The organism is Duffyella gerundensis (assembly GCF_001517405.1).
Lineage (GTDB): Bacteria > Pseudomonadota > Gammaproteobacteria > Enterobacterales > Enterobacteriaceae > Duffyella > Duffyella gerundensis.
Map to the genome: position 1 here is coordinate 2,627,419 of NZ_LN907827.1, position 20,151 is coordinate 2,647,569.

Sequence of the window (20,151 nt, forward strand, 5' to 3'; positions counted from 1 at the left end):
GAGCAGGAAAAAAGGAAGGAGAGTCAGAGAGATAGCAGATAAGGTAAACTAATAAATATTCCTTATAAAAAGCGGGGCTTTTGCCCCGCTCTGTTGCTTATACCACGTGAACCTGCAGGTTATGCTGCACCAGCACATCGCCCAGCGTGTTATCACTGGTCAGCGCCGAGTTATGGTAGATGTCATAGAGATGACCATCAATCGTACGCTGGCCCGCGGTGCCCCACACGCCGTCGCCGTTGGCCAGCGTTACCTGACCGCCGTTATCGCCTTTGATCAGCAGATCGTCAGCGGGCTTGTCGGTGATGCTCAGCGCCTCCTGTAAATTGAGCTTCACGCCGTTGGTGCCCGCTTTGCCGAGATCCAGCACTTCGATATGCTCAACTTTCAGCCCCAGCGCGGTGAGATCCAGCGTCATGTGGTCGCCGTTCAGCACCAGCGTATCGGTACCCGCGCCGCCATCGATATGATCAAAATTCAGATCGTTGAGCAGCACCTGGTCGTTGCCGCTGCTGCCAATTACCGATGGCCCCTCCTGCTGCGTTCCATCCGCCAGCGTGAGCACCAGGCCACCGATGGTATAGCCCTGATCTTCAGCCAGCGCCGCAGGAGCAGCGGCTGCCGTGCCCGAGTCGGCGGTAACGCTGCTGTGGCTCTGTTCATCCGTGGTAGCCACCAGCGTTGAGGCCACCGCAGCTTTGGTCGACAGCGCGGCAAAGGTGTGCGCCTCGCCGTTTTGCGTGTTGTTGCCCTCGGTGGAGGCCGCTGCTACCAGCCCATCGTCTGCTGCAAATGCCGCCAGCGTGCTGGTGCCGGTGCCGTTCAGCGCCAGCAGCGAACCCAACAGCAACGTTGCCGTGCTGGTACTGGTGTTGCCCGCCACATCGATCACCTGCGCGCGCACCAGCGTGGTCAGCGAGAGCCCCAATCCCGGCAGCGAGAGTAGCTGCGGTGTGAAGACCGCGCCGAAGCGACCCAGCGCATCGGTAGTGGTAACAACGGTTGGCCCCGGATTGCCGTTCGGCAGCAGCAAGGTCAGTCGTACGGTCGATCCCTGCGCGGCGTTAGCGGTGCCGCCGGTGACCGACAGCCCGGTCAGCAGCGAGGTCACCACGCTCAACACCGGATCCACGCCAACCAGCGGCGTGTTGTGCGACAGCGCGGTAAAGCCGCGGCTGGCCGAGGCGGTATTGCCGCCGGCATCGGTGACCGTGACCGACAGCGTCTGGCTGCCGTCGTTGATCGCCTTAAGCGCCGAGGAAGGCAGACTGACGTTCCAGGTACCGTTGCTGCCAATACTGCCGGTATAAGTGGTGCCGCCGACATTAACCGCCACCCGGCCGCCAATGGCGTTGGTTGAGGTACCGCTGATGGTTTCCACCGTGTTGGCTTCGGCAATATTCAGATAGCCGTCACCGCCAAAGAAAGTATTCAGGCCCACCGTTGGCGTTGAATGGCTGACCACGTTAAGCGCGGCGCTGCTGCTGCCGCTGTTGCCGACGAAGTTAGTCACGCTGGCGGTGACGTTATAGCTGCCGTCAGCGATGGCTGCCAGCGAGGCGGCGGGCACGGTGATGCTCCAGTTGCCTGCGGCGTTGACCGTGCTGGTGTAGTTGGTGGCGCCGATGCGCACCGTTACCGTTGAGCCTTCGGCGTTGCTGGCGGTGCCGCTGATGGTCTGGCTGGTTTTCACATCCGCCACGCTGAGTGCGTTATCGCCGAACAGTGAAGTGATGGCCACCGCTGGCGGTGTGTTGCTGATTACGCTGACGCTGCTGCTGCCGCTGGCGACGTTGCCATAGGCATCGGTGGCGCGGACGCTCACCGCCTGGTTGCCGTTGGCCAGCGCCGCCAGGTCGGCCTTCGGCACGCTTAACGTCCAGCCGCCGCCGCTGGTGACCTGCGTGGTATAAACCTTGTTGTTGAGGGTGACGCTCACGCTGGCCCCGGCGTTGAGATTGGTGCTGGCGCCGCTGATGGTCTGGTTATTTGCCAGATCGCCCGCGCTGAGCACGCCATCGCCAAACACCGTGTTCAGCGTCAGGGTTGGCTGATTGGCGATGCCAACCTGTACGCCGACATTGCTGCTGCTGGTATTGCCAACCGCGTCGGTAACGGAAACGCCCACGGTAATATTGCCATTCAGCAGGGTTGAGAGCACCGACGGCGCCACCTGCGCGCTGAAGGCGCCGTTGGCATCGGTGACCGCCCGAATCACCGTATCGCCAATGTTGATCCGCACTTCGGTATTGGGCAGCACGTTGGCGATGGTGCCGCTGACGGTTTGCGTAACCAGCGATTCCACCAGGTTTAGCACCCCGTCGCCGAACAGCGGCGCCAGGGTAATCGCTGGCGGATTGTGAATGCCGACCAACGCACCGGCGGTGGCGCTGTTGGTGTTGCCTGCGCTGTCGGTCACGCTAACGCCCACCGTCAGATTGCCGTCCGCGATGCCCTGCAAAATGGCCGGCGTCAGCACAACGCTGTAGCTGCCGTTCTGCGCGGCGGTGGTCACCAGCTGCTGACCGGCAATCGACACCACCACCCGTGCACCCGGCTCGACGTTGCCTACCACGCCGCTGATGGTCTGATTAATCAGCGCATCGGCGACGTTAAGCAGGCCATCGCCAAACAGCCGGTCAATGGAGACCGTCGGCAGCAGCGTATCGACGCGGAAACCGACCTGTGGCGAGGTGGCAGTATTGCCAGCCGCATCGGTGACGCTGGCGCTGACGATTAAATTGCCCTGTGCCAGCGTGCTCAGCACTTCAGGATTCACCGTCAGGTTAAAGGCGCCGTTCTGACCAACCGTCGTAGTGAGCTGACTGTTACCGACATTTAGCGTGACCACGCTGCCCGCCGCGACGTTATTGACCACGCCGCTGATGATCTGGCCGGTGGCGATATCCGCCAGGTTAAGCACGCCATCACCAAACACCGAACTGATGTTGATGGTGGGCTGCTGGGCAAAAATGCCGACATCGACCGAGGATTGCGCCACGTTACCGACCGGATCCACCACGCGCACGCCCAATGTCAGCGGGCCGTTGAGCAGTGAAGTAAGATCGGCACCGGGCAGAGCCAGGCTCCAGACGCCACCGGCGTTAACCGTAGTGTTGTAGGTGCGCGTGCCGAGCGTCACGGTTAGCTGTGAACCCTGCGCCGCCTGTACCACGCCGCCGATGGTTTGTCCGGCGGCGGCTTCGGCCACGCTCAGCAGATTATCGCCGGTGAGCAGGCCGTTCAGGCTGCCGATCACCGGCACGGCGTTAACGATCGCCTGCGCGGTGGCGCCTGCCGTCGCGGTGTTACCAACAGCGTCGCTGACGGTGACGTTCACCGCCAGCGAACCGTCCGGCACCGTGGTAAGCAATCCTTGTGGGATAGCAATTGAGAAGCGGCCATCCTGACCCACCGCGGCGCTAAGCGTCTGCCCGGCAAGGGTGGTGCTGACCGTGGCGCCAATGCCCGCCGAGGCGACCGTCCCGGTGATCACCTGCGCCAGCGTTGCATCAACAGCATTCAGGGCACCGTCGCCAAACAGCCGATCCACGGTAAGATCCAGCGCCGCATTGACCACTTTATTGACGTTCAGCGTCGCCTCGGTGGCGTTACCCGCGAGGTCAGCCACGCGCAGGCCGAACACCAGCGCGCCGTCGTTCAGACCGCTCAATACCTGCGGCGTTAAGGTAATCGTAAAGTTGCCATCGCCCTGCACCAGCGCCTCTGCAATCGGGTTGCCATCGCCCGCATACAACCTGATGGTCTGCCCTTCCGCACCGCGTGCGCTGCCGGTCAGCAGTTGATCAACGGTGGTATCCACCGCGTTGATCAGATTATCGCCGAGGAAGGCGTTCACCAGGATCAGCGGTGCGTTCTGGTCGACGGAGAAATCCCGCGTGGCGTTAGTGACGTTGCCCGCTGCATCACCGATCTGGGCGGTTATGGTTTGAGTGCCGTCCGCCAGCGCCCGCACGTCAGCGGCCGGTAAGGCCACTGACCAGCGACCATCCGCCTGCACAAAGGCGTTGTAATTCACGCCGTTCAGGGTAATCGCCACCGCCCGGCCCGCTTCACTCACCGATGCGGTGCCACTGATTTCAGCGGAGTTCGCTTCACTGCCGCTGACCACGTTATCGCTGGTAACCGGGTTGATGGTCAGCACAGAAGGCGTGCGATCCACCAGCACCGCTTGCGTGGTGGTAACCGTGCCGCCATCAAGGCCCGGCGTCGTCACCACCACAGGCACGCTGCCGTCGGCGGCAAAGGCGCTGTTGGGCACCGTTACCGTCCAGCCGCCGTTATTATCAAGGGTGGCGATATAGTTCGTACCGCCTACCGCTACGCTGATGTCGCTGCCCGTGGTCAGGTTGCTGTACGTACCGTTCAGCGTGATATCACCGCTCTCACCGGCGTTGATAATGTTGTCGCCGGTGACCGGAGCCAGCGTAATTAGCGGCCCGGCTGGCGGGGTAAGATCAACGCTGACGTTTATCGACGCGGGTTCACTGACATTGCCCGCCGGATCGGTGACCACCGCCTGTACCGTCGTCAACGACGGCAGCGTCTGCATCTGCTGTGGCGTCAGTGTCAGGCTCCATTGACCGTTAGCCGCCAGCTGGGTGGTTAGCGTCTCGCCGTTCAGGGTGATCGCCACCGTCGAACCCGGCTCCGTGCCGGTTGCACTGCCGGTCAGGGTTTGCGAGACGATGCTTTCGCCATAGTTCAGTGCGTTATCACCGGTGAAGGCATCAATATTGACCACCGGCACCGAGACATTGATCAGCGCCTGACCGCCCACGCTGGCGGTGTTGCCCGCGCCATCAGTGGCCTGCACCGTAAAGTTGTACGTGCCATCATCGATACCGGTTAACTGCTCTGGCGTCAGGGCCAGACGCCAGTTGCCGTCAGCATCTACCGTCGCGTTGGTGTAGGTCTGATCGTTAAAGTTCACGCTCACCGACTGGCCAGCCCCGCTGCTGCCGGTAGTGCCGCTGAGTACCAAACCCTCCGCCAGATCGGCAGCATTGAGGTAACCGTTGTCCGAAACCGGATCAACTACCGGCACCGGTGCGCTCAGCGCCGCGGTAAAGGTAAACGGCTGCGTGACGGTGTTGCCCGCCGCATCGGTGGCAATGACGTTTAGCGTATGCGGGCCGTTGCTCAGCCCGCTCAGCGCGCCAGGCGGAATGATCACGCTCCACTGGCCGTTGGCATCGACGGTGCCAGGATAATTAGTGCCGTTGACGTCGATGGTCAGGCGCACCGCCTGATTGGCGCCGCTGCTGCCGGTGCTGCCGGTCAGCGTGGTGCCGTTTGCCGCCTCAGCGATATTCATGACGTCGTCGGTAAACAGCGCGTTACCGGTGACGGTTGGCGGCGAGACGGTTACGCCGGTGATGATCGCCTGCGTGGCAACATCGCTGTTGCCGGCAACGTCGGTTGCGGTGGCGGTAATGGTGTGCTCACCGTTACTGAGCGTGCTCAGCTGCGCTGGCGTCAGCGCCAGGCTCCAGTTACCGTTGTCGTCAACGCTGGCGGGCAGCGCTACGCCATTGTTAAAGCCGGAAATGGTCACCAGCACCTGTTGCCCTGCGCCCACCGAGCCGGTAGAGCCAACAAGAGTTTGCGTAATTTGCGCTTCCGTGGCGTTCAGCGCGCCATCGCCAAACGGTAAGCTGATGGTGGCATCCGGGCCTGTTTGCAGCACCTGCAGCGCATCACTCTCTACAGAAACGTTGCCGGTGATATCGCTGACGGTGACCGTTACCGGCAGCGTGCCGTCCGGCAACGCCTGCAGCGTGGCGGCGTCCAGCGCTACGCTCCAGTCGCCGGTTTGCGCGTTAACCACCGCCGTGTAGTCGACGCCGTTAAGGCTAACCACCACCGCGGGCAATCGGCTGGGATCGAGATCGGTAAGGCCGGTGCTGCCGCGTAGCTCAATGCCTGCCGTCGCCTCAGCCGCATTCAGATAGCCGTCGCCCGCGGGCTGTGCTATCGAGGCGATCGGCGTGGCTTCGGTGATGGCGGTTACCAGTGCGCTGTTTTGACCGCTGTTTCCTGCGCGATCCTGCGCCGTGACCTGCACATTAACCGTGCCGTCGCCTGCTTCCTGTAGCAGCGTTGGCGAAACCGTCACGCTCCAGTTGCCGCTCTCGTCCACCGTGGCATCCGGCAGCGTTGCGCCGTTAAAGGTAACGGTAACGCTCTGGCCCGCCCCGCTGACGCCGGTGGAGCCGCTGATGGTTTGCGGCACCTGCGCTTCCCCGGCATTCAGCGCATTGTCGCCAAACACCGGGTTGATGGTAACCGTTGGCACGCTGCGGGTCAGCAGCTCGCTGCTGATGCTGCTGGTTGCCGGATTGCCCGCAGCATCGTTAGCGCTGACCGCGATCGACACCACGCCGTCGGCCAGCGCGCTGAGCGCATTGGCGGGCAGCGTCACGCTCCAGCGGTTTTCATTGTCCACCACGCCGCTGAAATTAAGTTCGCCCACCGCGACGGTGACCGGCGTACCTGACGCCAGCCCGGTTGCCACGCCGCTGAGCGTTTGTGACGTTTCGACTTCATTGCGATTCAACAACCCATCGCCGAACGGCTGATCGATGCTCAGCGTCGGTAACGTGAGAGCCGTTGTGAAATCAACAGTTTGCGTGTTGGTATTGCCCGCCGCGTCAATGGCGCTGATGGTTAGCTGCTGGGCGCCATCGGCGAGCAACAGCAGATCGGCACCCGGTACGGTGAGCGTCCAGCTGCCGCTGGCGTCGGCAAGGGTGTCATACACTTTGCCATTGAGCTGCACGCTGATTGGCTGATCGGCATCGCTGCTGCCCGTCAGCGTCAGCCCGGCCAGCGCATCCGCCAGGTTTAGCGTGCCGTCGAAGCCAGGCGCGGTGGCGTCAATCGGCGGCGGCGTGGTATTAACGCTGATGTCGCGGTCAACGGTGGCGACGTTGCCGCCTGTACCCGTTGCGGTCGCGCTGACCACTAACGCCCCCTGCGGCAGCGCTGCCAGCGCCGATGCCGGCACCGTCGCACTCCAGTTTCCATTGGCATCAATAATCGCCGAATAATCGGCGCCGTTCAGGGTGACGGTCACCGTCGTGCCCTGCGCCAGCTGCACGCTGTCACCGCTAATCGTCAGCGGGCTAGTCGACTCCTGCAGGTTAATGATGTCGTCGGTGGCGATCGCATCGAGCAGCAGCAACGGCTGCGAGGCGGCGCTGGCCAGTAACGTAACGTTGGCGGTGCTGCTGGCCGGATTGCCTGCCGCATCGGTTACGGTAGCGACAGCGGTTAGCGCGCCATCCGGCAACAGAGCCAGATCGGCGGCCGGTACGGTCGCCTGCCAGTTGCCACTGGCATCCGCGGTGGTGAGATAGGTTTGGCCACCAAAGGTGACGCTGACCTCGCGCCCGGCGATCTGCGCACCGCCACCGCGAATAGTCAGATCGCTGCCCGCCTCAACGGCATTGATATAGCCGTCGGCGCTGAGCGCATCGAGGGTCAGCGTAGGCAGATTTGCCGGATCGGCCTGACGCGTCAGCGTGGCGGTTTGCGTGGTGCTGTTAAGCGCAACGTCCGCCAGCGTGGCGGTTACGGTGTAGGCACCATCCGCCGCGCCCTGCATCACGCCCGCCGGTACGATCACACTCCAGCTGCCATCATCCAGTACCTGCGCGGTGAAACTGCGCCCGTTAAGCGTGACGTTTACCGGCTGGCCCGCATCCGCCAGCGAGGCAGTGCCGCTGATCACCACGTCCTGCGTGGCTTCCAGCACGTTCAGCCGGTTGTCGCCGCCGATCGGGTCGATCGTCAACGTCGGCGCGGTGCGATCAACGGTAAAGCTGTTGCTGGCGGTGCCGGTGTTGCCCACGCTGTCGGTAGTGGTGACAGTAACGCTATTCGCCCCCTCCGGCAGGTTACTCAACACGTCGCTGCCAAGGGTGAGCGACCAGCTGCCGTCGCTGTTGACCGTTACCGGCGAGCTTGTACCGTTCAGCTCGATCACCGCCGTTTGCCCCGGCCCACGAATGCCGGTGTTACCGCTCAGCGTTTGCTCGACGGCCGCCTCACTGATGTTCAGATAGCCATCGCTGAACGGTCGATCGATAGAGGGCGCCAGCGCATCCACGGCCACGGTGATATCCCGTCCGACGCTGGTGACGTTGCCCGCCGCATCGGCGACGCTGACGGCCAGCGGGTAGCTGCCGGACGTAATGCCCGCCAGCGCACCTGCGGGCAGATCCAGTGACCAGCTGCCATCGTTATTGACGGTGGTGCTGTAGGTTTGTCCATTCAGCGTTAACGTTACCGGCTGTCCGCTTTCCGCATCAGAGCGGCCGCTCAGCGTAATGGCCGCCGCGGCTTCACTGGCGTTGATCGCATTGTCACCGCCGATAGGATCGATCGTCAGCGTCGGCGGCACGCGATCCAGCACCAGGGCGCCGGTATCGCTGCTGCTGTTGCCCGCGGCGTCGCTCACCGTCACGCTGTAGTCAGTGCTACCGTCGCCTAACGCCGCCAGCGCCGTGGCCGGTACGCTGACCTGCCAGTTGCCGTTGCCATCCACCGTGCCGGTGTAAAGCGCGCCGTCCAGCGTCAGGGTGACGCTCTGGCCGTCGCCGCTGACGCCGGTGGTGCCGCTCAGCGTCTGCGCGCTGGTGAGCTCGCTGCCGTTAAGCTGTCCGTCGCCAAAGGCGCTGTCGATAGCCAGCGTCGGCAGTGCGGTAGCCAGCACGTTCAGCACGCTGCTGCTGCTCACCAGCACATTGTTCTGCGCATCGCTGGCGGTGAGGATCAAGGTAGCCGGACCGTCGGCAAGACCAGCGACGCTGCTGGCCGGAATCAGCGTGCTCCAGCTGCCGTTGTTAAAGGTGATGGGGAAAGTTTGATTGTTAAAGCTCAGTGACAGCGTGGCGTCGTTGGGCAGATTCTCCACACGGCCGCTGAGAAGGAGTGCCTGACCGGCTTCGCTGGCGTTGAGGTAATTATCACCGGCGATCGCATCAAACGACAGGCCCGCGACCGAGGTGTCAACCGTGATCGACTGACTGGCGCTGGCGGTATTGCCTGCGCTGTCGCTGACCGCAGCGCTGATGGTGGCGCTGTTACCGGTGATCGCCTGCAGTTCGGCGGCGGGGATCAGTACGCTCCAGCTGCCGCTGGCCTGCACCACCGCGCTGTAGAGACCGCTGTTCAGGGTTACGGTGACCGTCTGGCCCTGCTCAACGTTGCTGGTGGTACCGCTGAGCAGCTGATTGCTTTGCAGCTCTGCGCCATCAACAACGGTGTCGCCGGTAAACGGATTAAGGGTCACGGTGGGCGGCGTGGCTTTCAGCGTGATGCTGCTGGTTTGCGTGGTGACGTTGCCCGCCAGATCGGTGGCGGTGACCGGAATGGTGTAGCTGCCGTCGGCGAGGCCGTTCAGCGCACCCGCCGGCACCGACAGCGACCAGCTGCCGTCGCCGCTGGCCGTTACGCTGTATGGCGTACCGTTAACCACGGCAACCACGTTGCTGTTAGGTTCGCTGGTGCCGTTCAACAGCAGCGGCTGGCCGAGATCGGCCGCATTGAGCACGCCATCACCGCCCGGCGTTGCCACTACCAGCACCGGCGCGACGGTATCCACCAGCACGCTGCCGCCGGTGTTGGTATCCGTGTTGCCAGCGATATCGCTGACCGTCACGCTGTAAGGCTGAGTGCCCTGCGGCAGCGCGGCGAGATCGGCCGCAGGCACGCTAACCTGCCAGTTGCCCGCGGCGTCGACGTTGCCGCTGTAGGTGACGCCGCCAAGCACCAGGCTAACGCTCTGGCCAATGCCCGCCACGCCGGTGCTGCCGCTGATAATACCGGCGCCAGCAATATCCGCCGCGTTAAGCGCGCCGTCGCCAAAGGCGGGGTTGAGATCGGCAGCCGAAGGCCCGCCGGTCAGCAGATTAACCGTGCTGCTGTTGGTCAGCGTGACGTTGTTGTTATCGACCACGCTGCTGGTGAACGAGAGCGGACCATCGGCCAGGCCGCCGAGCGCAGCAGCTGGAATGGTGGTGCTCCAGCTGCCATCCGCATTGACAGTGGCGCTGAAGCTCTGGCCGTTGAATGCGACCGTTACCACCGTACCCGGCGCCACGTTGCTGGTGCTGCCGCCAACGATCAGCGGCTGGTTCAGCTCGGCGGCGTTGATATAGTTATCACCGGCGATCGGCGCCAGCGCGATACCGCTGGCGGTGGTGTTGACGGTGAAGGTGGCACTGCTGTCGGCGCGGTTACCGGCACTGTCGCTGACGCTGACCGTCAGCGCCTGACTGCCGTTGCCCAGTCCGCTGAGTGCCGCTGCGGGCACCACCAGGCTCCAGCTACCGTCGGCGGCGACCACGCCGCTGTAAATTTCACCGTTCAGGCTGAGGGTAACGGTTTGCCCCGCTTCGACGTTGGTGGTGGTACCGGTCAGCGTTTGCGGCTGCTGCTGCTCGGCGGCGTCAACCACGCCATTACCCGCAAAGTCGGTAATATTCATCGTCAGGGTCGGTTGATTATCTGCGGCCGCGTCCACCAGCAAATTACTGGTTTGAACGGTTTGATTACCGGCTGCGTCGGTCATGGTCACGGTGAGCGGATTATTACCGTCCGGCAAAACGGCCAGATCGCTGGCCGGGATTTGCAGCGACCAGCGGCCATTGCTGCCGACGCGGGCAAAGTAAAATTTATTGTTCAGGGCGACGGTAACGTCATCACCGTTTTGTCCGCTGCCTGACAGCTGCAACGGCTGGCTGATGTCGCTGCGGTTCAGGACGCCGTCACCGCCCGCCGGATCGACGCTCAGCGGCGGCGGCGTGGTATTCACCACCAGATTACGGGTTTCGCTGCTGCTGTTGCCAGCCGCATCGCTGACCGTCACCGCAACCGGATAGTTGCCGTTGTTCAGCGCTGCCAGATCGCTGACCGGCACCGTCAGTTGCCACTGACCCGTATTGTCGATTACCCCGGTATAGGTTGTGCCGTTGAGCGTAGCGCTGACGCTGCTGCCCGCGGTGCCAGTGCCGCTGAGAGTCAGCGGCTGTGCCTGTTCACTGGCAGAAAGCACGTCGTCGCCAGCCAGCGGATTGAGGCTCACGGCTGGCGGCGTGGTGTCGAGAGTGAAAGGTCGGCTGAGGCTGCTGCTGTTGCCGTTGGCACCGATGGCGGTCAGGGTGACATCGTATCTGCCGTCCGCGAGACCAGCCAGCGTATCCGCAGGCAGGTTCAGGCTCCAGCTGCCGTTGGCGGCCACCAGCGGCTGGTAGTTTTCGTCGTTGATCAGCAGATTTAGCGTGCTGCCCGGCGTGGCGTTACCGCTGAGCAACAGCGCACTGCCACTTTCGGCGGCACTGATGAGATCGTCGCCGCTGATGGTATTAATAGTCAGCAGCGGCGTACTGGTATCCAGTGTGACGCTGTCATTTAGCGTGCTGCTGTTGCCCGCCGCATCGGTCAGGGTCACCGTCAGCGGGATGCTGCCTGACGGCAGGTCTTGCAGCGCCGATGGCGGCAGCTGCAGGCTCCATTCACCGTTTGGCGTGACCACGGCCTGATAATCGGTGCCGTTTAGCGTGACGGTGACCGCCTGTCCGGCGCCATTCAGCCCGGTGGTGCCGCTGAGCGCCTGCGTTTCCGTGAGATCGCTGCTGTTCAGCACGCCATCGCCGCCCAACGGCGTAGTAATCGCCGCGGGATCAAGCGGCGCGGTGGCGATGTTCACCACCGCCGTGTTGGTCACATTGCCTGCGGTCACGGTTACCGTTTGCGCGCCCTGAGCCAGCGCGGCGATATTCGCTGCCGGTACATTCACCGTCCAGCTGAGATCGGCATTGAGCGTGGTGTCATAGTTCACGCCGCCGAGGTTAACGGTCAGCGCGCTACCGGCATCCAGTCCGGCGCTGCTGCCGCTGATGGCGATCGGTGCCTGGCCCTCGGCAATGTTGATGGCGTTATCACCGGCGATGGTGTTGATCGACAGCGTGGTGGTATTGGTATCCAGCGTGTAGTCCGCGCTGGCGTTGGCAACATTGCCTGCCAGATTCACCACGCTCGCGCTGAGCGTACCGTCACTGGCAATGTTGGCCATATTGGCAGCGGGAACCAGCACGCTCCACAGCCCGCCCGTTTGAACGGTAGTGGTGTAATCGATTTCATTCAGCGTGACAGTAATGGTCTGGCCCGGCTGCACATTGGTGGTGGAGCCAGTGATCTGCTGATCGACGCCCTTCTCGGCACCGTTGATCTTATCATCGCCGGTAAAGGGATCGATGGTCAGCGTCGGCAGCAGCGCAGGCGCGGTTTCCACCGTGATCTGCGTATTGCTGGTGATGCTGTTACCGGCAGGATTGGTTACCGTTACGGTGGCTGGATTAACCCCCTGCGGCAACTGTGCCACATCGTTAGCGGGCACCGTCACCGTCCATGCACCGCCGTCCGCTACGGTGTCGGTATAGCTCTTGCCATTCAGCACCACGGTGACGGTATCACCTGCGGAACCGGTGCCGGTGAAGACCAGCGGCGCATCTTCATCATCAACGCCAAAATAGCCGTTATCTCCCGGTGGATTAACCGAGGCCACCGGCGGCGTGCGGTCAAAAAGCAGCGAGGTATCGTCGACGTTGGTATTGCCTGCGGCATCGGTGGCGATCACCGTCAGCAGCTGACTGCCCGCGGGCACCTGAGCCAGATCGGAGGCAGGAATGGAGAGGCTCCAGCTGCCGTCGTTGCTGACCACCGTGTTATAGGTTTGATTATTCAGCGTAACGGCGATGGTATCGCCGCGATTGCCGGTGCCGTTAACCAGCAACGGCTGGGTCTGTTCGCTGGCATTGACCGTACCATCCTGCGCAATGGTATCCAGCGTTAGCGTCGGCTGCGCGGTGTCGATCGTGAGCGGAAGGGTTTGACTGCTGCTGTTACCCGCGGCATTGCTGGTTACCACCACGATGTCATAGCTGGCTGCGCTTAGCGCGGCTAAATCCGCTACCGGAATCTCTACAGACCAGCTGCCGTCGTCATTAACTGTGGTGCGATAAGGGACGTTATTGAGGGTGACACTGACATCATCACCCGGCGTACCGCGGCCGTTGAGGATTAACGGTTGCGCTAACTCGCTCTGGTTCAGCGTGCCGTCTCCGGCGAACGTGGCTACCGTCACCGCTTCGGGCGGCGTGGTATTCACGCTCAGCGGCACCGTCTGGCTGGTCGTGTTGCCGGTGCTGTCGGTGACGGTGGTCACCAGATCGTAGCTGCTGCCGTTGGTCAGCGTGCCCAGCGTGCTGACCGGTATGGTGGCCGTCCAGTTACCCGCGTCATCGACCACGGCATTGATTGTCTGCCCGTTCAGCACGACCGTGACCGTACTGCCTGCTGGCACATTGCCGTTAATCTCCAGCGGCACGCCCTGCTCAGCGGCGTTGATCACACCATCGCCCGCCACCGGTTGCTGAATCAGCAGCGGCGGCAGCGTTGCTGGCGGAACGTTGAAATTCAGCGTCTCAATAAATGGCGGATTACCGGCGACATCGCTGACGGTGATCTGAATAGCATTCGCACCCGCTGGTAATCCCTGCAACACCGCCGACGGAATACTCAGGCTCCAGCTGCCGTCACCTGCAACGGTAGCCGTATAATCCTGACCTGCCACGCGTACCACTACGCGCTGGCCTGGGCCGACCTGGCCCTGCAACTGCTGATCGCTGGCGGCTTCGACGGCGGTCAGCGTGCTATCGGCAAACACGGAATCGCTCAGCACCACGCGGGGCTGGCTGTCAATCGCCAGGTTCAGCGATGCCTGGCTGGAAATGACGGCGCCGCTGGCATCGGTGACGCTGACGGTGAGCGTTTGTGGGCCATCGGCGGCATTGGTAAAGGCCGAAGGCGGAAGCTGCACGCTCCAGCTGCCATCCGGGTTAACCGTGCCGCTGTAAAGCTGATTATTGAATAACAGCGAGACGGTGCTGCCCGGTGCGATGTCACCGCTGGTGATGCCGCTGACCGTTAAGCCAGCACTCGCTTCGCTGGCGTTAAGATAGCCGTCACCGCTGAGCGGCTCGGTAATGGTGATGGCATCGTTGTTGACGGTTGGTGCGGCGACATCAACCGTCAGCGTGGCGTTAGCCGCCGTACCTGCTGCGTTTGCTACGCTGGCGGAAAACGTGGCGTTGCCCGCAGCCAGCGCGCTCAGCGTGGCAGCAGGCACGGAGATGCCCCAGCTGCCATCGGTGCCCACGGTGCCGCTGAAGGTCTGGCCGTTAATGCTCACGGTGACCGTTTGTCCCGCTTCCACATTGCTGGTGGTGCCGCTAAGGGTTTGCGCACTCTGCTTTTCGCCGTTATCCAGCACGTTATCACCGGCAAAGGTATCAATAGCGATAACCGGCTGGCCTGGCGTCGGGGTTTCCGCCACGGTAAAGCTGTGGTTAGACGATGAAACGGTGCCCGCCAGATTGCTGACCGTGGCGGTAAAGGTGGCGGTGCCTGCATTAAGTGCGGCCAGCGTGCCTGCCGGTATCGTAATGCTCCAGTTACCGTCTGCGCCGACCGTGCCGCTAAAACTCTGGCCGTTGAGCGTGACGGTGACCGTCTGCCCTGCTTCGATATTGCTGGTGGTGCCGTTCAGGGTTTGCGCACTCTGCTTCTCACCGTTGTCCAGCAGGTCATCACCGGCAAAAGCATTGATACCAATGGTCGGCTGTCCGGCGACCGGTGCGATCACGCTGACATCAAGGGTTGCCGTAGCGGCGCCGTTGCTGACCGACACGCCGATGGTGGCGCTGCCGCTGGCAATGGCCTGCAGCGCGGCCGGGGGCACAGTGACGCTCCAGCTGCCGTCAGCCGCAACGACGGCCTGATAATTCTGGCCGTTAAGGGTAACGGTGACAATCTGTCCGGCGGCGACGTTGCTGGTGGTGCCGGAGATCGCCTGATCGCTCAGCTTTTCCGCATTATCGAGCACGTTATCACCGGCAAAGGCGTTAAGCGCGATAGTGGGCTGCGCCGGAGCCGGAGCCGGATTATCGTCGTCCCCGCCACCGCCTCCGCCGCCTCCGCCTACACCCACCGCGGCGCCAATCAGGCCCAGCGCACCGATACCACTGGCGGTAATCACACCGGTGGAGTAATCAGCACTGGCCAGCAGCAGCGGTTCAACGCTGGCAAGGGATTCATAACCAGGGGTTAACGTCATGGCGGTGGTGGCATCAACCGCTTCATTGGTCACCGGAAACAGTGCGTGATCCTGCGGATTGACGCCATCGTCGAACACCAGTTCGCTGTGTTCGCCCTCCGCGTTATCGAAGAAGAATTGTTGATAGCGCACCACGCTGCCATCACGCATATGCAGAATCAGGTCGTTACCCTGCCGCTCAAACTCCGTCACCATCGCCCGCGTGCCGTTGACGCGCACCACGCTGGGTTCGCTCAGCAGTACGCTGCGTGACAGCCCACCGTTTGACTGAGAAATGAGTTCGCCACTGTCACGCGAAAGAATGTCAACCAGGCCTTCATTCAGCTCTGCCATTTTTACAACCCCTTGTCTAAACACCTGTGGTGGCAATCAATTTTTTCTTAATACATAAACCAATCTGTCGCTTTCATAAGAAGCAACCTGCGAATGACTGATGTCGTTAAGTCGATTAACCTGGTGTCAGAAAAGGCATCCGGCCTGCAAGCCATGAAGAAAATTCTTTATAAAATGGTGAGATAGTTGTTTTTATCGCTGCACTTGTTTCAAGATATTAAGGAAAAAACGCGCCTTTATTGCAAACAATATTTATCGATTGGATAAAACATACAAATCAAATTGTTAAATAATGGTGATCTTTATTAATTAAAACCATTAAATTAATTGCTTATTTAGTTCGCTAATTGGTTGATTTATCGCAAAGAATTTGACTTAGCGGCGTAGTTTGCTGTGGGAATAAACGGCCGAAACGGCGTGCGGAAGAAGTAGTGACGTGCGGTGAGCAATGAAAATATTTCACCTGAATTCGTGACTGCCTGCACATAAGCGCAGGCTTTTTATCATCAGGCGTCCATAATATTGCCGTCTCATAGCGTAATAACCTGTTGAGTAAAAAGCATTAATGCCATTTGACTTAAGTCAAAGCGCGCTCTTCATCTGGTAAAGGCGCAAAAACAGCGACCTTAAGGTTGATGCGCAGTAAAACGTGCTTTTTAAACTCTTATTCGCCCGTCACCGCTGCATTTCAGTGCTTTCGCAGGCGACGTATCGTTCAAAAAGTAGCGCCATTATGGTATAAAAGCGCGCCAGATGGCCCTGATGTCAGAGATAACAGAATGTTGATGGATGCAAAACGGAATAATACCCACACTCTGGCGACCCAGCGTGCGACACGTGCGGTTTTTCTGGTCGCGGGGATCAGCATGTCGGCATGGGCGCCGCTGGTGCCTTTCGCGCGCGAACGGCTGGGCGTCAGCGATGCTTCGCTGGGTTCGCTGCTGCTGTTTCTGGGTGCCGGCTCGCTGATTGCCATGCCGCTGACCGGCTGGCTGGTGGCCCGCTTCGGTTGTAAAAACACCATGCTCTGTTCCAGCCTGCTGATCATGATGATGCTGCCTTTGCTGGCCATTCTGCCGACGCCGTGGATGCTGGCGCTGGCGCTGGCCTTGTTTGGCGCCGGTCTGGGGACGCTGGATGTCGCCATGAATTTTCAGGCAGTTGAGGTAGAAAAGCAGGCCGACCGGCCGATGATGTCCGGTTTCCATGCGTTTTACAGCCTGGGCGGCATTATTGGTGCCGGAGCGGTGAGCCTGCTGCTGTGGGTCGGCCTGACGCCGGTTGCCGCGATTGGCGTAATCATTGTTATGCTGCTGTTGCTGATGGTGTTTAGCCTGCCGCATCTGCTTAATGAGCGCATTCATCAATCTGACACGCCGCTGTTTGTGATTCCGCGCGGCTGGGTGGCGTTTCTCGGCCTGCTCTGCTTTATCCTTTTTCTGGCGGAGGGCGCGGTGCTGGACTGGGGCGCACTGCTGCTCATCCAGACGCGTGACCTGCCCGTGGCGCAGGCCGGGCTTGGCTACGCCATCTTTTCTGTGGCGATGACCATTGGCCGCCTGACCGGCGATCGCGTGGTAAAACGCTTCAGTCGCTACAGCGTTATGGTCAGTGGATGCTGTCTGGCGGCGCTGGGCATTGCGCTGGCCGTCTGGCTGCCACAGCCGCAAATCGCCCTGCTGGCGTTTTTACTGGTGGGCTTTGGCCTGGCCAATACGGTGCCGATGCTGTTTACCGCGGTAGGGGCGCAGAAAACGATGCCAGCAAACCTGGCGATTTCGGCCATGACAACCATCGGCTATACAGGTATTCTCACAGGTCCCGCTTTGATCGGGTATATATCCCAGTGGCTCAGTTTGAGCATTGCATTTAGCCTGATTGCGCTATTGCTGCTGGTTGTGGCTGCCAGCGCCAGGCTGGTTACACGTTAATTTCAGGTGTCACTTACTGCTATGGTGCCATATAAGTTTCCGCTCACGTCGGGCAACATCACGCGCTTCTTTGTGATCTTCAATCTGCTGTTGTTGCTGACTATCGGCTTTATGGTGCATAACTCGGTGGGCGCATGGCTGACGGCGAAACGTTACGCCATGCTTGATATCACCCATGCGGTGCAGAAGCGCATCGACACCTACCGTTTTGCCACCTGGCAAATCTATGAAAATCTTGCCACCAGCGCTGCGGGCACGCCGCCAGAAAGCTTGCAGGAGACGCGTCTGCGTCCTGACGTTTACTATCTTGAGAAGAATCGGCGTAAAACCGAAGCGCTGATTTTTGGCTCCCATGACAGCAGCACGCTGGATATGACGCTGCGTATGTCGAACTATCTTGATACGCTGTGGGGCGCTGAGAACGGCACCTGGTCGATGTACTTTCTTAATGGCCAGGACAACAGCCTGATCATGGTCTCTACCCTGCCGCTGAAAGATATGGCGACGCGCTTTAAAGAGAGCGCGGTGACCACGCTGGTCGACGCCCGACGTGCCGAAATGCTGCAACAGGCCAACGCGCTGGACGAGCGCGAAAGCTTCTCCCCGCTGCGCCGCTTCGCCTGGCAAAATGACAACTACTTCACCGTGCGCACCACCTTTAATCAGCCGGGACATCTCGCCACCGTGGTGGCCTTCGATCTGCCGATGAACGATCTGGTGCCGCGCAACATGCCGCTGGAGAACTTCCAGCTGCGCCAGGATAGCGCTACCAGTTCAAACACCGACGCCGATTCCGATGGCGATGTGCAAAATACTCAGATTGCGCTGGTGAACCCGAATCTGGAAATTTCCGCCTCGCTCTCCACCACGCCGCTGCAGCTGGTGTACCGCATTCCGCTGACCAGCCTGGTGCTGGATACGCTGCATAATTTGCTTTGGCCACTGCTGGCCAGCTTCTTGCTAATGCTGCTGTCGCTGGCGGGCCTGTTTCTGCTGCGCCAGCAGTCGCTGCGTCCCAGCGAGAATCAAACCGCCGAACTCGATTCCCTGCGCGTGCTGAACGAAGAGATCGTCGCCAGCCTGCCGGTGGGCCTGCTGGTTTATGACTTTGCCAGCAATCGCACCATTATCAGCAATAAAATCGCTGAGCATTTGCTGCCGCACCTTAATCTGCAAAAGATTATCAATATGTCCGATCAGCATCAGGGCGTGTTGCAGGCCACAGTGAATAATGAAGTGTATGAGATTCGCCATGCGCGCAGCGTCTATTCGCCCAATACGCAGCTTTTCCTGATGCGCGATCAGGATCGCGAGTTGCTGGTGAATAAGAAGCTGCAGAAGGCGCAGGTGGTGCTGGATCGCAATCATCAGATGCGTCAGCAGCTGCTGCTTAACCTGGGCCACGCGCTGAATCAGCCGCTGGAGCGGGTAGCCAGCAAACTGGAAGAGCTGAACCAGACCCGTCAGGACAATGCGCTGCAGGAAGTGGTTGAGGAAAATCAGGCGCTGGCCCGTTTAGTGGACGATATCGTGCTGCTGAATCGTTTGGAAACCCATGACTGGTTGCCGGATGCTACCTCATTCAATTTGCAGGCGCTGCTGGACGAGATTACCCTTGAATTGCTGCCGCAGGTTCGCCGTAAAGGCTTAACGCTGCTGGTGAACAACCATCTCAACAGCGATGAAGTGCGCTTCGGCGATCGCCGTTCGATCCGCAAAGTGCTGGCCACGCTGATGCACTATTCGCTGACCACCACTAACTGGGGCAAAATCACGCTCAATGTTGAGTCTCCCGAGGCGCGTCCCGATCGCTTAACCATGACGCTGGTGGATACCGGTGCCGGACTGAGCAAAGATGAACTGGGTAACGCTGATTTTCCTTTCCTCGGTGAAACCGCGCAGGACCGCTTTGGCCAGGCGTCCGGGCTCGCCTTCTTTCTCTGTAAGCAGCTCAGTAAACAGCTGGGCGGTCATCTGGAGATCGTGGCAAAAGAGGAGATTGGCAGCCGCTACACCATGCATTTCAACCTGCCGCTGGAACACCAGCAGCAGCAGGAAGAGAAACTGCTCGAAGGCGTGAATGCGCTGATTGAAATTGCCGTCGATGATGTGCGCAAGATTGTGTGTCATCAGCTGGAAAACTGGGGTGCCAACTGTATTACGCCCGATGAACGGTTTTCCGGTCAGGATCACGACGTGTTAATCACTGACGATCCGACAAAGCTGGTGCCATGGTCGCTGTTGCTTGATGGCTATGAACAGGGTTATCAGCGCCTGTCTGATAATCAGTACCGGGTGAACTTCAACCTCAGTGGCGCCTTGCAGGATGCACTGTTAACGCTGATTGAACAGCAACTGTCACAGGGCGAGGTTGAAGAGGAGCCGGAGCAAGAAGAGTTAACGCCGCTGCTTGGCGGTGGTTACTACCAGCTATTTGTCGAGACAGTACCGGTTGATGTCAAGAGATTGTATACTGAGTCAGCGGACAATGACTACAGTTCGCTTGCTCAGACAGCGCATCGCCTGAAAGGCGTGTTTGCCATGCTCAATCTGGTCCCAGGCAAGCAGCTATGTGAAACGTTAGAAGAACACATTAAAAAGTGTGACGATTCAAACATTAAAAATACCACCAGTAATATTGACGCCTATGTCAATCAACTGCTGCAGCAAGGTAACCAATAA

3 protein-coding genes are annotated in these 20,151 nt (G+C 60.5%); 2 read left to right on the forward strand and 1 reads right to left on the reverse strand.

The features are described 5' to 3' along the window. Positions 1-97 precede the first annotated feature (97 nt). Positions 98-15,538: an Ig-like domain-containing protein gene (locus EM595_RS12195; protein ID WP_067432360.1), complete on the reverse strand. Its 15,441-nt coding sequence runs from the start codon at positions 15,536-15,538 to the stop codon at positions 98-100. A 785-nt stretch (positions 15,539-16,323) separates the two neighbouring features. Between EM595_RS12195 and EM595_RS12200 the strand changes: the two genes are divergently transcribed. Both EM595_RS12200 and rcsD read left to right on the forward strand, forming a co-directional pair. After that, positions 16,324-17,469: an MFS transporter gene (locus EM595_RS12200; RefSeq protein WP_231938706.1), complete on the forward strand. Its 1,146-nt coding sequence runs from the start codon at positions 16,324-16,326 to the stop codon at positions 17,467-17,469. A gap of 24 nt (positions 17,470-17,493) precedes the next feature. After that, positions 17,494-20,151 carry a phosphotransferase RcsD gene (gene rcsD / locus EM595_RS12205; protein WP_067435443.1) on the forward strand — a complete coding sequence of 886 codons (2,658 nt, stop codon included), beginning with the start codon at positions 17,494-17,496 and terminating at the stop codon, positions 20,149-20,151.